At 56.7% G+C, this 14,151-nt stretch carries 14 protein-coding genes; 5 read left to right on the plus strand and 9 right to left on the minus strand.

Translation table 11 applies throughout. From position 1 onward, the window contains the following. Positions 1-4: 4 nt before the first annotated feature. From GRX64_RS09440 to coaBC, 5 genes are all read right to left on the minus strand, one after another. Complete coding sequence (locus GRX64_RS09440; protein ID WP_166266559.1) at positions 5-1,339, minus strand: acetylornithine deacetylase; 1,335 nt, start codon at positions 1,337-1,339, stop codon at positions 5-7. A 34-nt stretch (positions 1,340-1,373) separates the two neighbouring features. Next, positions 1,374-2,270: an acetylglutamate kinase gene (gene argB / locus GRX64_RS09445; RefSeq protein ID WP_166266561.1), complete on the minus strand. Its 897-nt coding sequence runs from the start codon at positions 2,268-2,270 to the stop codon at positions 1,374-1,376. 79 nt (positions 2,271-2,349) lie between these two features. Next, on the minus strand, positions 2,350-4,986 hold the full coding sequence (locus tag GRX64_RS19725) for a phosphomannomutase/phosphoglucomutase (protein ID WP_166266563.1): 2,637 nt from the start codon (positions 4,984-4,986) through the stop codon (positions 2,350-2,352). Positions 4,987-5,086: 100 nt separating this feature from the next. Beyond that, positions 5,087-5,548 carry a dUTP diphosphatase gene (gene dut, locus GRX64_RS09455; RefSeq protein ID WP_166266565.1) on the minus strand — a complete coding sequence of 154 codons (462 nt, stop codon included), beginning with the start codon at positions 5,546-5,548 and terminating at the stop codon, positions 5,087-5,089. Then, entirely contained in the window at positions 5,545-6,783 is a 1,239-nt protein-coding gene (gene coaBC / locus GRX64_RS09460) for a bifunctional phosphopantothenoylcysteine decarboxylase/phosphopantothenate--cysteine ligase CoaBC (protein WP_166266567.1), read from the minus strand. Before coaBC ends, dut begins: the two co-directional genes overlap by 4 nt. A gap of 142 nt (positions 6,784-6,925) precedes the next feature. On the opposite strand from coaBC, the gene radC reads away from it, so the two are divergent. From radC to rpmG, 3 genes are all read left to right on the plus strand, one after another. Then, complete coding sequence (gene radC, locus GRX64_RS09465) at positions 6,926-7,600, plus strand: RadC family protein (protein ID WP_166266569.1); 675 nt, start codon at positions 6,926-6,928, stop codon at positions 7,598-7,600. Between the two features lie 237 nt (positions 7,601-7,837). Beyond that, a complete protein-coding gene (rpmB, locus tag GRX64_RS09470; protein ID WP_166266571.1) occupies positions 7,838-8,074 on the plus strand; it encodes a 50S ribosomal protein L28 in 237 nt (78 codons plus the stop codon). Between the two features lie 11 nt (positions 8,075-8,085). Continuing rightward, positions 8,086-8,241 (plus strand): 50S ribosomal protein L33, encoded by a 156-nt coding sequence (rpmG, locus tag GRX64_RS09475; RefSeq protein ID WP_123635181.1) that lies wholly within the window; start codon positions 8,086-8,088, stop codon positions 8,239-8,241. Positions 8,242-8,313: 72 nt separating this feature from the next. Here rpmG and GRX64_RS09480 read toward each other — a convergent pair whose 3' ends face one another. From GRX64_RS09480 to GRX64_RS09490, 3 genes are all read right to left on the minus strand, one after another. Further along, complete coding sequence (locus GRX64_RS09480; protein ID WP_166266573.1) at positions 8,314-9,174, minus strand: endonuclease/exonuclease/phosphatase family protein; 861 nt, start codon at positions 9,172-9,174, stop codon at positions 8,314-8,316. A gap of 84 nt (positions 9,175-9,258) precedes the next feature. Beyond that, entirely contained in the window at positions 9,259-9,885 is a 627-nt protein-coding gene (locus GRX64_RS09485; RefSeq protein ID WP_166266575.1) for a thiol:disulfide interchange protein DsbA/DsbL, read from the minus strand. A 145-nt stretch (positions 9,886-10,030) separates the two neighbouring features. Next, a complete protein-coding gene (locus tag GRX64_RS09490; protein ID WP_166266577.1) occupies positions 10,031-10,639 on the minus strand; it encodes a c-type cytochrome in 609 nt (202 codons plus the stop codon). 174 nt (positions 10,640-10,813) lie between these two features. On the opposite strand from GRX64_RS09490, the gene yihA reads away from it, so the two are divergent. Continuing rightward, positions 10,814-11,452, plus strand: coding sequence for a ribosome biogenesis GTP-binding protein YihA/YsxC (gene yihA / locus GRX64_RS09495; RefSeq protein ID WP_166266579.1), 639 nt, complete (start codon positions 10,814-10,816; stop codon positions 11,450-11,452). 196 nt (positions 11,453-11,648) lie between these two features. Here the strand turns inward: yihA and GRX64_RS09500 are convergent, their stop codons facing one another. Then, the gene (locus GRX64_RS09500) at positions 11,649-12,311 is read right to left on the minus strand and encodes a TetR/AcrR family transcriptional regulator (protein WP_166266581.1); all 663 of its coding nucleotides are present in this window, start codon (positions 12,309-12,311) and stop codon (positions 11,649-11,651) included. Between the two features lie 245 nt (positions 12,312-12,556). On the opposite strand from GRX64_RS09500, the gene GRX64_RS09505 reads away from it, so the two are divergent. Next, positions 12,557-14,002, plus strand: a complete 1,446-nt coding sequence (locus GRX64_RS09505; RefSeq protein WP_166266583.1) for a coniferyl aldehyde dehydrogenase — start codon at positions 12,557-12,559, stop codon at positions 14,000-14,002. The last annotated feature ends 149 nt before the right edge of the window (positions 14,003-14,151 follow it).

A 14,151-nucleotide genomic window follows, 5' to 3' on the forward strand; every position in this document is an offset into this window, starting at 1 on the left:
GAGGTTAATCGGTTGTTTGTTCGCTTGCTTTATCCGTATTGGCGTCGGGGAACGCCGCTGACTCAGGCACTGAATCATTTCCCGTACGCCCCTGATCCGCTGTCCGACGCCAGACTTCGAACCCACTGATGGCCGAGATGGACATCGGGTAGGCCACTTCACCACCATCGACCATTTGCGTCACTTCAAGCCGGCTCTCGGCCGTGCGCGTCAAACGGCCTTCAACCACGCGACCACTATCCAGAGTAACTCTGACTTTACGCTCAAGCCAGCGACTTGCAGTGCCGACCGTCGCCGGGCGCCACCCAAGGGCATCCACGTCGGCGCTGTCTATCGCCACCGCTTGCACCGGCGGCTCAGGCGCCACTGGTTCCGCCGGCTCAATCGCACTGAGGTACACATCTGGCACGCTGGCATCATTATAGATAATGCGGAATTCATCGCCTTTGTCCGACTCGCTCGGAGTGGTGGTTTTGACCGGTACACCGAGGGTGGGATGTGAGGGAGCAATGGTCAATTCCAGCTGTCCACCGTCCACCAACCAGCGCTTATACAACGCCACCATCTGTGGACTGGGCTCATAACCACGGGCATTAAGCGCCGCTCGGAGGCCTTGCGCCACCCGCCCCACCCAGTCGGTGGTGTCCAACGCCGACTCACGAGCACAGTAAGCCGCCACTTTTCGCATGAGGCCGCCGTCACGCAGCACGACGGCCACCGGTGTTGTGAACTCTGGCAAGGCGGTGTCAGCCTGAAGCGGGTCCAGCCGAATCCCCGATAGGGTAAGCTCAAGGCTGCCGGTCGCTTGGGTGTTCAATTCAAAGTACATGCCGTCTGCGGATTGCGTCAGCAATGCATCGCCGGCGACCTCCGACACGCCCATCCGAATCAGGTCGCCACTGCCCAGCATCTGGCGAGGATCCGGCCCACAGACCAGGGCCATCAGCGGTGGCAATGTTTCAGCCTGAGGCGCGACCCAATCCTGGATCATCGCGGCATCAAGCCGTAGGTATAGCCCGTCAGCCTCAAGCGACCACGTTCCGGGTAACCGGCTCGGGTCCACCAGCGTCGTCAGCAAGGCCAGCGGCGAGCCGGTGGTGAATTGCAGCGATGCCGCTCGTATCGGTTGTGTGAGCTGAAAATGCTGGTACTTGGCCTCGTGGATCGTCAGGTGGCCAACCACGCTCGAACTTATCTGGCCGTTGTGCACCACTCCGTCTTCGGCAATGGCTTGATTCAGGTCACCCAGGCGCTGGCCGGCGAGGTACCAGGCCGCCCCTTTGAAGACAACAAAACCAACCAGCGCTACCACGGCCAGCCTCGTCAACAACTTCTTCATACCGATCTCCGGGCAATTGCGCTGGCGCTGTTCATCAGCCGCGCGAAATCAGGGTGCCGACACCCTCGTCGGTGAAGATTTCCAGCAACGTGGCATGCGCCACTCGGCCATCAATGATGTGCGATGTCCGCACGCCATTCTCAACGGCATTCAAAGCGCAGCGGATTTTGGGCAACATACCGCCATGAATGGTGCCGTCTTCAATCAGTGCGTTGACCTGGCTGGCGGTAAGTCCGGTCAGTACTTTGCCTTCTTTGCTTTTCAGACCGGACACATTGGTCAACAAAATCAGCTTCTCAGCCTTGACCGCTTCCGCGACCTTACCGGCCACTAAATCGGCATTGATGTTGTAGGAGGCTCCGTCGCGCCCCACACCAATGGGCGCAATGACTGGAATCACGTTGCTTCGGTTCAGCATGTCAATGACTTCCACATTGACACTTTCCACTTCGCCGACATGTCCGATATCAATGATTTCCGGCCGGGTCAGCTCATCCGCTTTACTGACGACCTCCAGTTTCCGGGCACGGATCAGGTTGGCGTCTTTACCGGTCAGGCCGATCGCTGTTCCACCCTGGCGATTGATCAACGACACAATTTGCTTGTTGACCTGACCTCCCAGCACCATCTCGACGATGTCCATGGTCTGGCCATCCGTAACCCGCATGCCGTCGATAAACTGGGATTTGATATTGAGTCGTTCCAGCAAGTCACCGATTTGCGGACCACCGCCGTGCACGACAATCGGATTGATGCCAACCAGCTTCATCAACACCACATCGCGCGCAAAACTGCTTTTCAGGTCCTCATTCTCCATGGCATTGCCGCCGTACTTGATGACCACGGTTTTACCGGTAAACCGCTGAATATAAGGTAGCCCCTTGCTCAGTACTGCAGCCACTTGCATGGCGGTTTCACGATCCAATGCCATTCTTTATGCCTTGTAAAAATAGTTTATGGTTGCCGTTGGTGATGACGATTCACGTGAAGGCAGGCGCATTCTATCGCGCCTAGAAATCCGCCACCAGATCTGGCGCCACCCGTTGTAATTGTGTCCGGAAAACCGTCTTGATCCGCTCAAGGGCCGCTTCGGTCTCCGCTTCAAACCGCAGCACCAGCACCGGCGTGGTATTGGAGGCGCGACACAGGCCCCAGCCATCCGGGTAGTCCACCCGCACGCCATCAATCGTACTGACACTGCCATCGCCAAAGGTTCCTTCTTTACTCAGGCGCTCCACCAGACCAAATTTGGATTCGTCGGTAACCGCCACATTCAGTTCCGGCGTGCTGAGATCCTCCGGGAATTCGGCAAACACTTCATCGCTCCGGCGATCTTCCACGCCGAGAATTTCGAGTAGGCGCGCCGCTGAGTAAAGGCCGTCGTCAAAACCGTACCAACGTTCCTTAAAGAACACATGGCCACTCATTTCTCCCGCGAGCAAAGCACCGGTTTCCCGCATTTTCGCTTTAATAAGCGAGTGGCCAGTCTTCCACATCACCGGGCGCCCGCCCGCTTGACTGATCACACCGGCCAGTCGGCGACTGCACTTAACGTCGTATATGACATCCGCACCCGGGTTCCGGGAGACCACGTCTCGGGCAAATAACATCAACAACCGGTCCGGCCAAATAATCTTACCGCTGTTGGTCACTACGCCGAGTCGGTCGCCGTCACCATCAAAGGCCAGCCCGATATCGGCCTGTTCTGCTTTCACCCGTTCGATCAAATCGGTCAGATTGGCCGGATCACCAGGATTGGGGTGATGGTTGGGGAAATCGCCATCCACCTCGCAATACAGTGGAATGACATCGCAGCCCAATTCCTCAATCAACACCGGACCCAACTCGCCGGCAATGCCATTGCCGGCGTCGAGGACCACTTTCAACGGAGCCGCGACCGCAATGTCATCCACGATCCGGTTGAGGTAGTCACGCCGGACGTCCTGTGCCGTTCGGGAGCCGCGGCCTTGCTCCATATCGCCGGTCTGTATGCGCTGTAACAGTTTCTGGATAGCCTCGCCCGAGAGCGTCTCGCCCCCAAGCATGATTTTCAGACCGTTGTAGTTCGGTGGGTTGTGACTCCCAGTAACCATCACCCCGGAACCGGTTTCAAGATGATGGGTGGCAAAATACAGCACCGGGGTGGGCACTGCGCCCACCTCAATCACATTGCAACCGGTAGACAGGATTCCTCGGGCCAATGCGTCGGCAAGCTCTGGGCTTGAGTGTCGGCCATCGTAACCAATACACAGAGTCCGCACCTGACGGTGGATCGCCTCACTGCCAATGGCTTGGCCGATCACCGTTACGACGTCGGGCGTCAGGGTTTCATCGACGATGCCGCGGATGTCGTAGGCACGAAAGATGGACGGTGATATCTCCACTTTCGGCACACTCACCTCTTCAACCCCCAGGCCGCGACCGGATTTATCTCCGTCCGAGCCACCAATACCGAGCACGTCGTCATCGCCGTCCAGCATGTCGATATCGAGCATGTCCTTGTCCTGAAACATCGGCTCAGGTTCCGCCGCACCGGGTCCGGCCTTGGCTTTACCCTGGCTTGATGGGGGCTTGGCCGTTGGTCCTCGTCCTGCTGCCAGGGCCTTTGCCAGGCGTTTATCCGTAACCTGGGCCAACCGATGCAGAACCTCGGCGACTGACGCTACCAGATCCCACTGCAAGCTGGGTAGCTTGGCGCGCTCACCACCAAAGGCCTTGTGCGCCCATTGGATCAGAGCCGCAATTTCTTTACGTATGGAACGCTGGGCCGTCATCATCAGGAACCAGGCCAGAATCGCCGCCACCAACGCCGGCGCAATGGCCAGTCCGATCGCCAGCGTGCGATTAACCAGTGGTTCGGTGCTGGCGGCCGGCGTGTAACGCAGCGACCAGTTAGGCGGTGTCAACGAACGCTCAACCGCATTACCGGAACCCTGGCCCCCACTGATTACCGGCTGCCCTTTACCGGAGACGGTCTGAATCAGATCCACTTTACCGGTAACCGACTGCAGCGATGGCGCCAATACGCCGGCATCGAATATGACCAGCAAGCTGCCCTGAATGGTCTGACTGTTGGGATCGCGTATGGGGGCAGCAATCTGCACGTACCACTTGTTGTCTCGAGGAAACGCATCCGGCGCGAGCGCCTGCCCTGACTCCGCCTGACGGGCAACGTCGAGGCTGGCAAATCCGAGCCCCAGCGTGCTGTCCGAGCGCCGCGGAACCTCACCATAAGGAAACGCAAAGGCGCGATAAACCGAGGGCAACAATTCACCGACATCGGCCATGGCAGCCGCGGTCGTATTCAGGTCGGAGACCGCCTTTCGAACCGATACCTGGGCCGCCACGCCTTCGACCAATTGGGTCAGAACCCTGACCTGCTGCTCAACCTGAGCCTTGGCCTGATCGGCCATCCGATCCCCCAGGAGGTCTCGGTGCCTGGATTCCGCCGGCTGCAGGACCAGATAGAACAGCAGCGCAGAGGTCGCAATCCCGGCACCAACAATGACCGCCACCTGCAGGCTCACAACCGCAGACAGGCGCTTCATTTTGGAGCCCTTCGCAGGTTTTTCCGCCTTATTTTTCCGCTTTTTCTCGGGCACTTCGGCCGCTAACTCTTCGGTCGTTTTCTTTTTGCCGAGTTTCATAGTGAGATCCGCTCGATGTTGCGCGCCTGCGAGGGCTCGATTATTTAGATAACAAGTATAGATCGCTCACCGAGCCATGCCCGTGGGATCTTTGAAATCGTTAACGGGTTCCGGTTGAACCAAATCCACCGGCGCCACGGTCGCTGGTTTCAAACGTCTCCACCACCTCAAAATCAGCCTGGATCACCGGGACCAGAACCAACTGGGCTATACGCTCGCCAACGTCGACTGTGAAGGGGGTGCTGCCGCGATTCCAGCAGGACACCATGAGTTCGCCCTGGTAGTCGGAATCAATCAATCCCACGAGATTGCCCAGCACGATGCCATGCTTATGCCCCAACCCACTCCGGGGCAAGATCATTGCTGCCAGGGCCGGGTTGCCGATATGGATGGAAAGCCCGGTTTTCAGTAGCTCCGTCTGACCCGGCGCCATCGTCAACGGTTCGTGCAGGCACGCTCGAAGATCCAAACCGGCAGAACCGTCCGTTGCGTAGGCCGGAAAAGGAATCTGCTGGCCAATACGGGGATCCAGAATCCGCACCTGCAATGACTGTCTGGTCATGATTTTACCTTACTGCTGTTGGTGGGTTTGCCCTGTGTGCGCAGGCTCTGAGCGAACTGCTCGGCAATCAGTGCGACCAGTTGCCCGGCCAGTGTGATTTTGGTGTCCGGCCCCAGGCATTGCTGACCATCGGGCCAGAACACTGTCACCTGGTTGTGATCACTGTTGAAACCGAGGTCCGGCTTCGACACATCATTGGCCACGATCATGTTAAGCCGCTTTCGCTGCATTTTATCCGTCGCATAATGAACCAGGTCGTTGGTTTCGGCCGCAAATCCAACGGTAAAGGGAGCCTGGTTTCGCGCTGCGATGGCGGCCAGGGTATCGGGATTACGCACCAGCGCCAGCGACATATCGTCCTTCGACTTCTTAACTTTTTGATCGGCACACTGCGCCGGTCGGTAGTCGGCCACCGCGGCGGTGGCAATAAAGATATCACAGCCGCCATCGACCGCCGCCAGGGACCGTTCCAGCATATCCTGCGCCGTGATAACCGGCACAACCTTGATGCCCGCCGGTGCCGGCAGGTTGACTGGACCACTGATCAGCGTAACGTCGGCGCCGGCCGCATGAGCAGCCATGGCCAGAGCATAGCCCATCTTGCCGGAGCTGTGATTGGTGATGTAGCGCACCGGGTCAATGGGTTCCCGGGTAGGCCCCGCCGTAATAACCACCCGTTGTCCGGCCAACACCTTTGCTGCGGGCCGATCAACACGATCGGCAATGTCCTGCGGCTCAAGCATACGGCCCGGCCCGACGTCACCGCAGGCCTGGTCGCCCTGATCCGGCCCCCACAAAGCGATTTGCGGATCAGACTCCAGCAAGCCGACATTCCGCTGTGTGCGGTGGTTATTCCACATCGCCTGGTTCATTGCAGGCGCCAGTATTATTGGAGATTCGGTCGCACTGCAGAGCGTGGTCAGTAAATCGTCCGCCATACCCTGGGCCAGTCGTGCCATGAAATCGGCCGACGCTGGCGCAACCAGAACCAAATCAGCCCACTTGGCCAACTCAATATGGCCCATGCCCGCCTCCGCGGCTGGATCCAGCAACGAGGTGCGTACCGCTTCACCACTGAGCGCCTGAAAGGTCAGCGGTGTGACAAACGCTTCGGCGCCGTGGGTCATAACCACGCGCACCTCGTGGCCTCGCTTTTTCAGCAGCCGCACCAGCTCTGCGCTTTTATAAGCGGCTATACCTCCGGTGACTCCCAGCAGAATACGTTTCTGCGACATGCGTGCTCCGCCTTCAATGTGAATAAAATCAGATGCCTTAAGATAGCATTCGATGGCGGCCGCCGACAGTCCGACCCGCTGTGCTAGACTCCAGGCCGGTGCCGGAAGCACCGCGACCTACCTAGCCAAGAAAGGACTCCACATGGCGACTACACCCTGGCCGACCGACGAACGGCCCCGTGAACGACTGCTTTCCCATGGCGCCGGCTCGTTGTCAGACGCCGAATTGCTGGCCCTTTTTCTGCGTACCGGCACCCCCGGTATGCCTGTGATGGCCCTGTCTCGCCATCTGATTGACCATTTCGGTGGCTTGCGAGGCCTGATGACTGCCTCCAAGCGCCAGTTCTGCGCTATAAAGGGGCTCGGGACCGCCAAATACGCGCAGGTGCAAGCTGCGATGGAAATGGCCCGGCGCGTGATGGATGAACCCTTGCGACAGGGCGATCCGCTGCGCTCGCCCGAAGATACCCGCGCCTACCTACGCAGCCGCTTAGGCACCTATCCCCATGAAGTCTTCTCGGGCCTGTTCCTCGACAACCGGCACCGGATTATTCAGTACCAGGAGTTGTTCCGTGGTACCATTGATGGCGCCGCGGTCTACCCCCGCGAAGTCGTTCGCTCGGCACTGGAACTCAACGCCGCAGCGGTCATCTTTGCGCACAACCATCCTTCCGGTGTGGCAGAGCCAAGCCAGTCGGATATTAGCCTGACCAAACGCTTGAAAGAAGCTCTGGGGCTGGTGGATATCCGGGTCCTGGACCATATGGTGGTGGGTCATGGCGAAGTGGTTTCGTTGGCCGAACGGGGCTTGATGTAAGTGTTGCCCGCAGAAACAGACAAAACCTGGCCAATTTCCCAACAATTTTTTGCGTTAGGGTCCTGGTTCTGGTATAAAAGCGTCCCTTAATTTTCAGGTTGTGCCGAGTTGTGCCACTACGCCATGAGCGCAGGCCATCGTTTCACATAGCCTGGTATGGCAGCGTCTGGCAAGCACCGGAAGGCGCGATTAAACGAATTCGTATTTTCAAGACCCTAGCTCAGGTCGGAGGCAAGTATGTCCAGAGTCTGTCAAGTTACCGGTAAGCGACCGCTTTCGGGTAATAACGTTTCTCACGCGATGAACCATAGCCGTCGTCGTTTTCTGCCCAACCTTCAGAACCACCGCTTCTGGGTTGAGTCCGAGAAACGTTTTGTGAAACTGCGTGTGTCTACCAAAGGTATGCGCGTTATCGATAAGAAAGGCATTGACGCTGTGCTGGCCGATCTTCGTGCCCGTGGCGAGAAATTCTAAGGAGCCGTATCATGCGCGAGAAAATCAAGCTGGTCTCATCAGCAGGCACGGGTCATTTCTACACGACCCACAAGAACAAGCGTAACACCCCGGAAAAAATCGAAATCAAGAAGTACGATCCGGTTGTTCGCAAGCACGTTGCTTACAAAGAAGCCAAGATCAAGTAATTCTGATCAGGCTTCCATAAAAAACCCGGCCTAGGCCGGGTTTTTTATGGCTTGCAGCAAAGTAACATCCCCTCAAAACGTCTCGACGTACCCTTTCGGTAGTGCAATATCCATAGCGATCGGTAAGTGGTCGGACATCGGATAGCTCACCACCTCTGCCCGCTGGATTTCGAGCGAAGGACTGACCAGAATATGGTCCAGCGCCCGCTCTGGCCGCCAGCTGGGAAAACTGTGCGCGCTCGCCGGCAGCGGAATCAGATCGGTGTCACTGAGCGGCGTATTGGCTAGCAGTTCGTCCGCGTGATTGTTCATATCCCCCATAAGCACCACATGCTGATAAGGCGCAATCTGTTCACGGATAAAGCCCAGTTGCCGCTGTTGCGCCGATTTACTGAGGGACAGGTGCATCATGACCAGCACCAGAGGATCGTCCTCGGAGCCGTACTTCGCAATGATTGCTCCACGGCCCGGAATCAGCCCCGGCAAACGGTGTTCGGTGACGCGCAGCGGGCGATACCGACTTAACAGACCGTTACTGTGCTGAGCCAACGGCCCCAGATTACGGTTCAACTGCTGCCGCCAATACGGCAGGCCGCTGGCCTCTGCCAAGTACTGAACCTGATTGATGTAGCCACTGCGCAGACTGCCACCATCGCACTCTTGCAGCGCCACCACATCGTAATGGCGAAGCAGCATCGCAATCCGGTCAAGATTGTCGTTACGGTTCCGGTGCGGCAGAAAATGTTGCCAGCTGCGGGTAAGGTAATGTCGATAGGATGAAGTGTGGATGCCGACCTGGATATTGAACGTAAGCAGCCGGATGTGGCGATGGGCTTCAAATTCGGGCACGTGGTCCAGACCCGAGCAGGCACCCCGATCGCTCCCATCGGCGCCCATCCAACCGTGCAGCTGTTTTCGGATGCGTCTATACATGGGGTTTGCGTCCGCCACCATTCACATCGGTCAATGTCGAGGCGTGGTCATGGCGAAAATGGCCACAACCACTGTTTTCAACGCCTATCGGGCAGCGCGCTCTTTCTCAACCAGGTAGTCAACGACCTTGATCATGTTCTCATGACTGCCGGACATGGAGGCGCTTACCGTGTACTTCCCATTTACTAGCATAGTGGGTGTACCGGTAATGCGCGCGCCACGAATTTTGGCCTGGGCTTGCTGCATTTTGGCGTTGACGCCGAAGCTATTGAATGTCTTTACAAAAGCTTCTTCATCCACGCCGTAGTCCGCCAGATAGCCCGCCAACTCCTCCGCCGAATTCAGTTTGCGCCGGTCCCTCGCCAAGGCATTGAACAAGGCATCGTGGGTCTGCTCCAGCTTGCCCATGGCCTCAACGGTATAAAAAGCACGGGCATGAGGCTCCCAGGAGCGCCCAAGTGCTGCCGGCAACAATACAAACTCAACGTCGTCCGCAATGTCTTTTTCCCAGGCCTCAATCAACGGCTTGAACGTATAGCAGTGCGGACAGCCATACCAGAACACTTCGGCCACCTCGATTTTGTCACCGCTGCGAGTCTGCACCGGAGTCGTGAGCTTGGTGTAGTGCTGACCTTCCTGCCAGGCATCGGCCTGAGCCGTAAAAGAAACCGCCAGCATCAAAAAAAACGCCGCTTTCCACATTTTTGTCATAACTACCTCATTGGCAATGGCTAAATTCGGGGGAAGGAATCTCAAGTGAATGCCCTGTGACTCCAATGATGCAATAAAGTTCGCACGCTCCGACAAAAAACCCCGCTCAGAGCGGGGCTTTATGCATCACAATCAACATCCGTAATCAGTGCAGGCCGGAGACATAATTAGCAACAGCCTTGATCTCTGCACCCGTCAATCGGGACGCAATGTCCATCATGATCGCGCTTTGACCACCGGAACTCCTTTCACCTTCACGATAGGCCAACAACTGCTTTTCGACATATTCGGCGTGCTGACCGCTCAAACGAGGAAAGCCGGCCGGCTCATTGCCGCTGCCGTTCGGGCTATGACAGCCAGCACAGGCCGCCACACCGGAGGCAAGATTGCCACCACGGTATAGTTGGCGACCACGCTCCACCAGTGCCGCGTCGGCTTTCCCAATCGGCATCGCCTGCTGGTCAAAATAGGCGGCCATATCCTGCAGATCCTGATCGGACTTGCCGGTCAGGATGCCCGTCATCTCGGGAATCTTGCGGGCGCCACTCTGAATAAGACCCAGCTGATTGTGCAGGTAGGTTTCACCCAAGCCAGACAGTTTCGGGTAAACCGGCATGACCGGCGCAGCACCATTTTGCCCATGACACCCCGCACATACCGCTGCGCTTGCTTTACCCGCTTCAGGATCTCCCGCTCCGAAGGCTGACGCCGTCAGGCTGAAACCGAGAACAACACCTGCGATCAGTTTTCTCATGCTCGCTCCGCTTCTCTCATCATAATCATGTTATTCGTTTTTCAGTCGGCAGACACTGACAGTAGCGGCCTGTTTAAAGGCCGTCAGCACCAACACTCTGCGCGCTGTCCGGATTTGGTGTAGCATTATACATTAATCCCTGACAACTGAAATCCAATAGGAAATCCCCTCTCCGTGACGGAAGATTCAACACCCAAAGCCATCTCGTTCAACAGTGCCCGTTTTCTGGTCAGCGCGTCTCGTCTCGAAGAGTGCCCGGAAGATACCGGGGCTGAAGTGGCCTTTGCTGGCCGCTCCAATGCGGGCAAATCGAGCGCCATCAATTCGATTACTGCGCATGGCAAGCTGGCCAGAACCAGCAAAACGCCCGGCCGCACCCGGTTGATCAACTTTTTCTCCCTGAACCGGGAGTTTTGCCGTTTGGTGGATTTACCAGGCTACGGTTACGCCAAGGTGTCCCGGGATATGAAGGACGACTGGCAAAAGCACCTGGACAACTATCTGTCACAACGGACGAGTCTGCAAGGGCTGGTGCTGGTCATGGATATCCGACATCCCCTGACTGATTTTGACCAAATGATGGTGGAATGGTGTCAGCATAACCAGCTCTCCTTGATGATTCTCGCCACCAAATCCGACAAGTTGAAATTTGGGCAGGCCAAAACCGCGCTGCTGGGCATTGCAAAAAGGTTGGAGTCGTTCTCGTGCGTCGAACACCTGATCATGTTTTCGGCCACGTCCAAAAAAGGCGTCGATGAGAGTCGTCAGGCTCTGGCGCAGTGGCTGGAGCGCGCCGAGGGATTCGCTGAATAAGCCTATGGGTTCCCGGCACCACCCAAAAAAGACCCGGCTAACAAGAGCCGGGTGAAACGTCAGGGTTTACGACGTGCTAAAACCTGAGATTCACTCAGGATGACGCCAGGAATCGTCCGAATTCCCACGCGTCAAACACTGAGACCATTTGCCCCGCTGAAAGTTCCCTCACCTTGCATTACCCCTCAGGTAACCCTCAAGCAACCCGGGCCTCCGGCAATTCCGGGCGGTACTTCTCCCGAAGGGCCATGACCGGCTCAAGATACGCCGGCGTGAGATAAGGAATTTCCAGGGTCAGCACTTGATAAATGCCCTGCTTCAACTGTACCAGTGACAGGTTGTTCGACAGCTCCGAGCCGTGGGCTGTTTTCAGAAACGCCATCCAGTTGGTAATGACCAGCCACACGTTTAACGACATCGCGGACCGCAACTCCTCCGGCTGGGGCTGAATAACCCCACCTTCAGCCAGGCCGTCAAAGATCTGGTTGATCGCCGCCAGGCATCGATTGGTAAACGCGCGATAGTCCCGTCTCAGGCGCTGATCGCTATCAAGCAGAAACTCCAGTTCCCGGTGGAAGAACCGATAGCTCCAGAGTCCGTCAAATACCGATTCCAGGTAGAACGCCATATCGTCTACTGTGAGCGGGCGATCGGTCGGAATCTGAAGGTAGTAATCCACCAACTTCTCATACTCCAGAAAAATCTCGTAAATGATGTCGGACTTGTTTCTGAAGTGGTAGTAAAGATTGCCGGGCGAAATCGCCAGATATGCCGCTATGTGGTTGGTGGTGATATTGCGCTCGCCGCGTTCATTGAAAAGCTCAAGACTGGACAGCAGTATCTTATCTCTTGTTTTCATAAGCTCACTGTAAGACAGATTGTTTTACCGTGCCGGAATTAACACCCAGATCCACTCCGCCTGGATCTGGCCTGATTCGCCAAAGACACTCGCTTGACTACCTAGAGTATATACTCTAATAATAGCAATAGGCGCAAATAGAGTGTTTTTTAAACACCGGATACAGCTCACGCCAACCCGATAATAAAACAGCCGCAGGCTCACCCTCACGGGTGCGGGCTTGCGCCCGTGCTAAGGAGAAAACCATGGTTGCCAATGTTGTTCAACTGACTGAAAGTAAAAAACAGATTCAGTACACAGGTCGCATCTTCGAAGAGCAACGCCTGGCTTTTCGGCGGAATACCATGCCTTCCCTGACCGAGCGAACAGAGAATCTCAAACGCCTGAAACGAGTGCTCCTGAAAAACGAAGCCCGAATTCTTGAAACCATTGATCGGGATTTCAGTTGCCGCTCCAAAGACGAAACCCTGATTGCTGAATTGATGCCATCGGTGCAAGGCATCAACTACGCGCTGAAACACCTGGATGACTGGATGAAGCCCTCCAAGCGCAACGTATCCATCCTGTTTCAGCCTGCCAGCAACAAAGTGCACTACCAGCCACTGGGCGTGGTCGGCATCATTGTGCCCTGGAACTACCCCCTGTTTCTCGCGATTGGACCTTTAGTGGCGGCACTGGCGGCGGGTAATCGGGTGATGATCAAGATGTCCGAATTCACCCCGCACACATCGGCCCTGATCAAGGAACTGGTAGAAACAACCTTCCCTCAGGATCTGGTTGCGGTGATCATTGGCGAGGCCGACGTGGCGGCCGACTTTGCCAGTCGCGCCTTCGACCACCTTCTGTTTACCGGCTCGACTTCGGTCGGCAAACTCGTCATGCGGGCCGCGGCCGAGAACCTGACGCCGGTGACACTGGAGCTGGGCGGCAAATCGCCTGCCATCATCTCAGCCGATGTCCCGATGTCTGACGCCGCTCAGCGCATAGCCTTTGGCAAGGCCATTAATGCTGGCCAGACCTGCGTAGCACCGGATTACGTGCTGTGCCCGGCGGACCGGGTCCAGACCTTTGTGGACGAGTTCCGCACCCAGTTTGCCACTATGTACCCCAGCCTGCGGGACAACGATGACTACACCGCCATCATCAACGAACGCCAGTACCAGCGTTTGCAGGGCTACCTGGACGACGCCCGCGAAAAAGGCGCCGACGTCATCGAAATCAACCCCGCCCAGGAAAACATGAAGGACGGTACCCGGAAACTGCCAGTGCATCTGGTCTTGAAGGCCACCGAAGACATGAAAGTGATGCAGGACGAGATATTCGGACCGATCTTGCCGGTGGTCAGTTACAGCAATATTGATGAGGCCATTAATTACATCAACGATCAGCCTCGACCGCTGTCACTATATTACTTCGGCTATGAACGGGACCAGCAGGAACACGTCGTCACGCAGACTCATTCGGGCGGCATGTGCATCAACGACACCCTGATGCACGTTGCCCAGGATGACTTGCCTTTCGGTGGCGTTGGCGCTTCAGGCATGGGCCACTACCACGGCAAAGAAGGGTTTCTGACGTTTTCCCACGCCCGGGCGATCTTCAGTAAACAGCGCTTTAACAGTGGCAAATTTGTCTATGCGCCCCACGGCACGGCCATGCATAAGATGGTCTACAAAATGTTTATCCGTTAGGGAGCCGCTGAAAAGTCTATTGGCGATCTGGCTCCGCTGACCAACGGATTCAGGGCAAGACTGCGCAGAAAAGGCTGGCGGCCCTTCAAGACAGCGCAACGCGGCCTGCCTGCGATTGCATTGAGTGTTCACGACAATCACGAGAGCCT

This window comes from Marinobacter caseinilyticus (assembly GCF_011074955.1).
Classification (GTDB): domain Bacteria; phylum Pseudomonadota; class Gammaproteobacteria; order Pseudomonadales; family Oleiphilaceae; genus Marinobacter; species Marinobacter caseinilyticus.

Excerpts from the sequence above, each read along its gene's own strand:
- GRX64_RS09440 (WP_166266559.1), bottom strand. The coding sequence starts at position 1,339 with ATGAAGAAGTTGTTGACGAGGCTGGCCGTGGTAGCGCTGGTTGGTTTT.
- argB (WP_166266561.1), bottom strand. The coding sequence starts at position 2,270 with ATGGCATTGGATCGTGAAACCGCCATGCAAGTGGCTGCAGTACTGAGC.
- GRX64_RS19725 (WP_166266563.1), bottom strand. The coding sequence starts at position 4,986 with ATGAAACTCGGCAAAAAGAAAACGACCGAAGAGTTAGCGGCCGAAGTG.
- dut (WP_166266565.1), bottom strand. The coding sequence starts at position 5,548 with ATGACCAGACAGTCATTGCAGGTGCGGATTCTGGATCCCCGTATTGGC.
- coaBC (WP_166266567.1), bottom strand. The coding sequence starts at position 6,783 with ATGTCGCAGAAACGTATTCTGCTGGGAGTCACCGGAGGTATAGCCGCT.
- radC (WP_166266569.1), top strand. The coding sequence starts at position 6,926 with ATGGCGACTACACCCTGGCCGACCGACGAACGGCCCCGTGAACGACTG.
- rpmB (WP_166266571.1), top strand. The coding sequence starts at position 7,838 with ATGTCCAGAGTCTGTCAAGTTACCGGTAAGCGACCGCTTTCGGGTAAT.
- rpmG (WP_123635181.1), top strand. The coding sequence starts at position 8,086 with ATGCGCGAGAAAATCAAGCTGGTCTCATCAGCAGGCACGGGTCATTTC.
- GRX64_RS09480 (WP_166266573.1), bottom strand. The coding sequence starts at position 9,174 with ATGTATAGACGCATCCGAAAACAGCTGCACGGTTGGATGGGCGCCGAT.
- GRX64_RS09485 (WP_166266575.1), bottom strand. The coding sequence starts at position 9,885 with ATGACAAAAATGTGGAAAGCGGCGTTTTTTTTGATGCTGGCGGTTTCT.
- GRX64_RS09490 (WP_166266577.1), bottom strand. The coding sequence starts at position 10,639 with ATGAGAAAACTGATCGCAGGTGTTGTTCTCGGTTTCAGCCTGACGGCG.
- GRX64_RS09500 (WP_166266581.1), bottom strand. The coding sequence starts at position 12,311 with ATGAAAACAAGAGATAAGATACTGCTGTCCAGTCTTGAGCTTTTCAAT.
- GRX64_RS09505 (WP_166266583.1), top strand. The coding sequence starts at position 12,557 with ATGGTTGCCAATGTTGTTCAACTGACTGAAAGTAAAAAACAGATTCAG.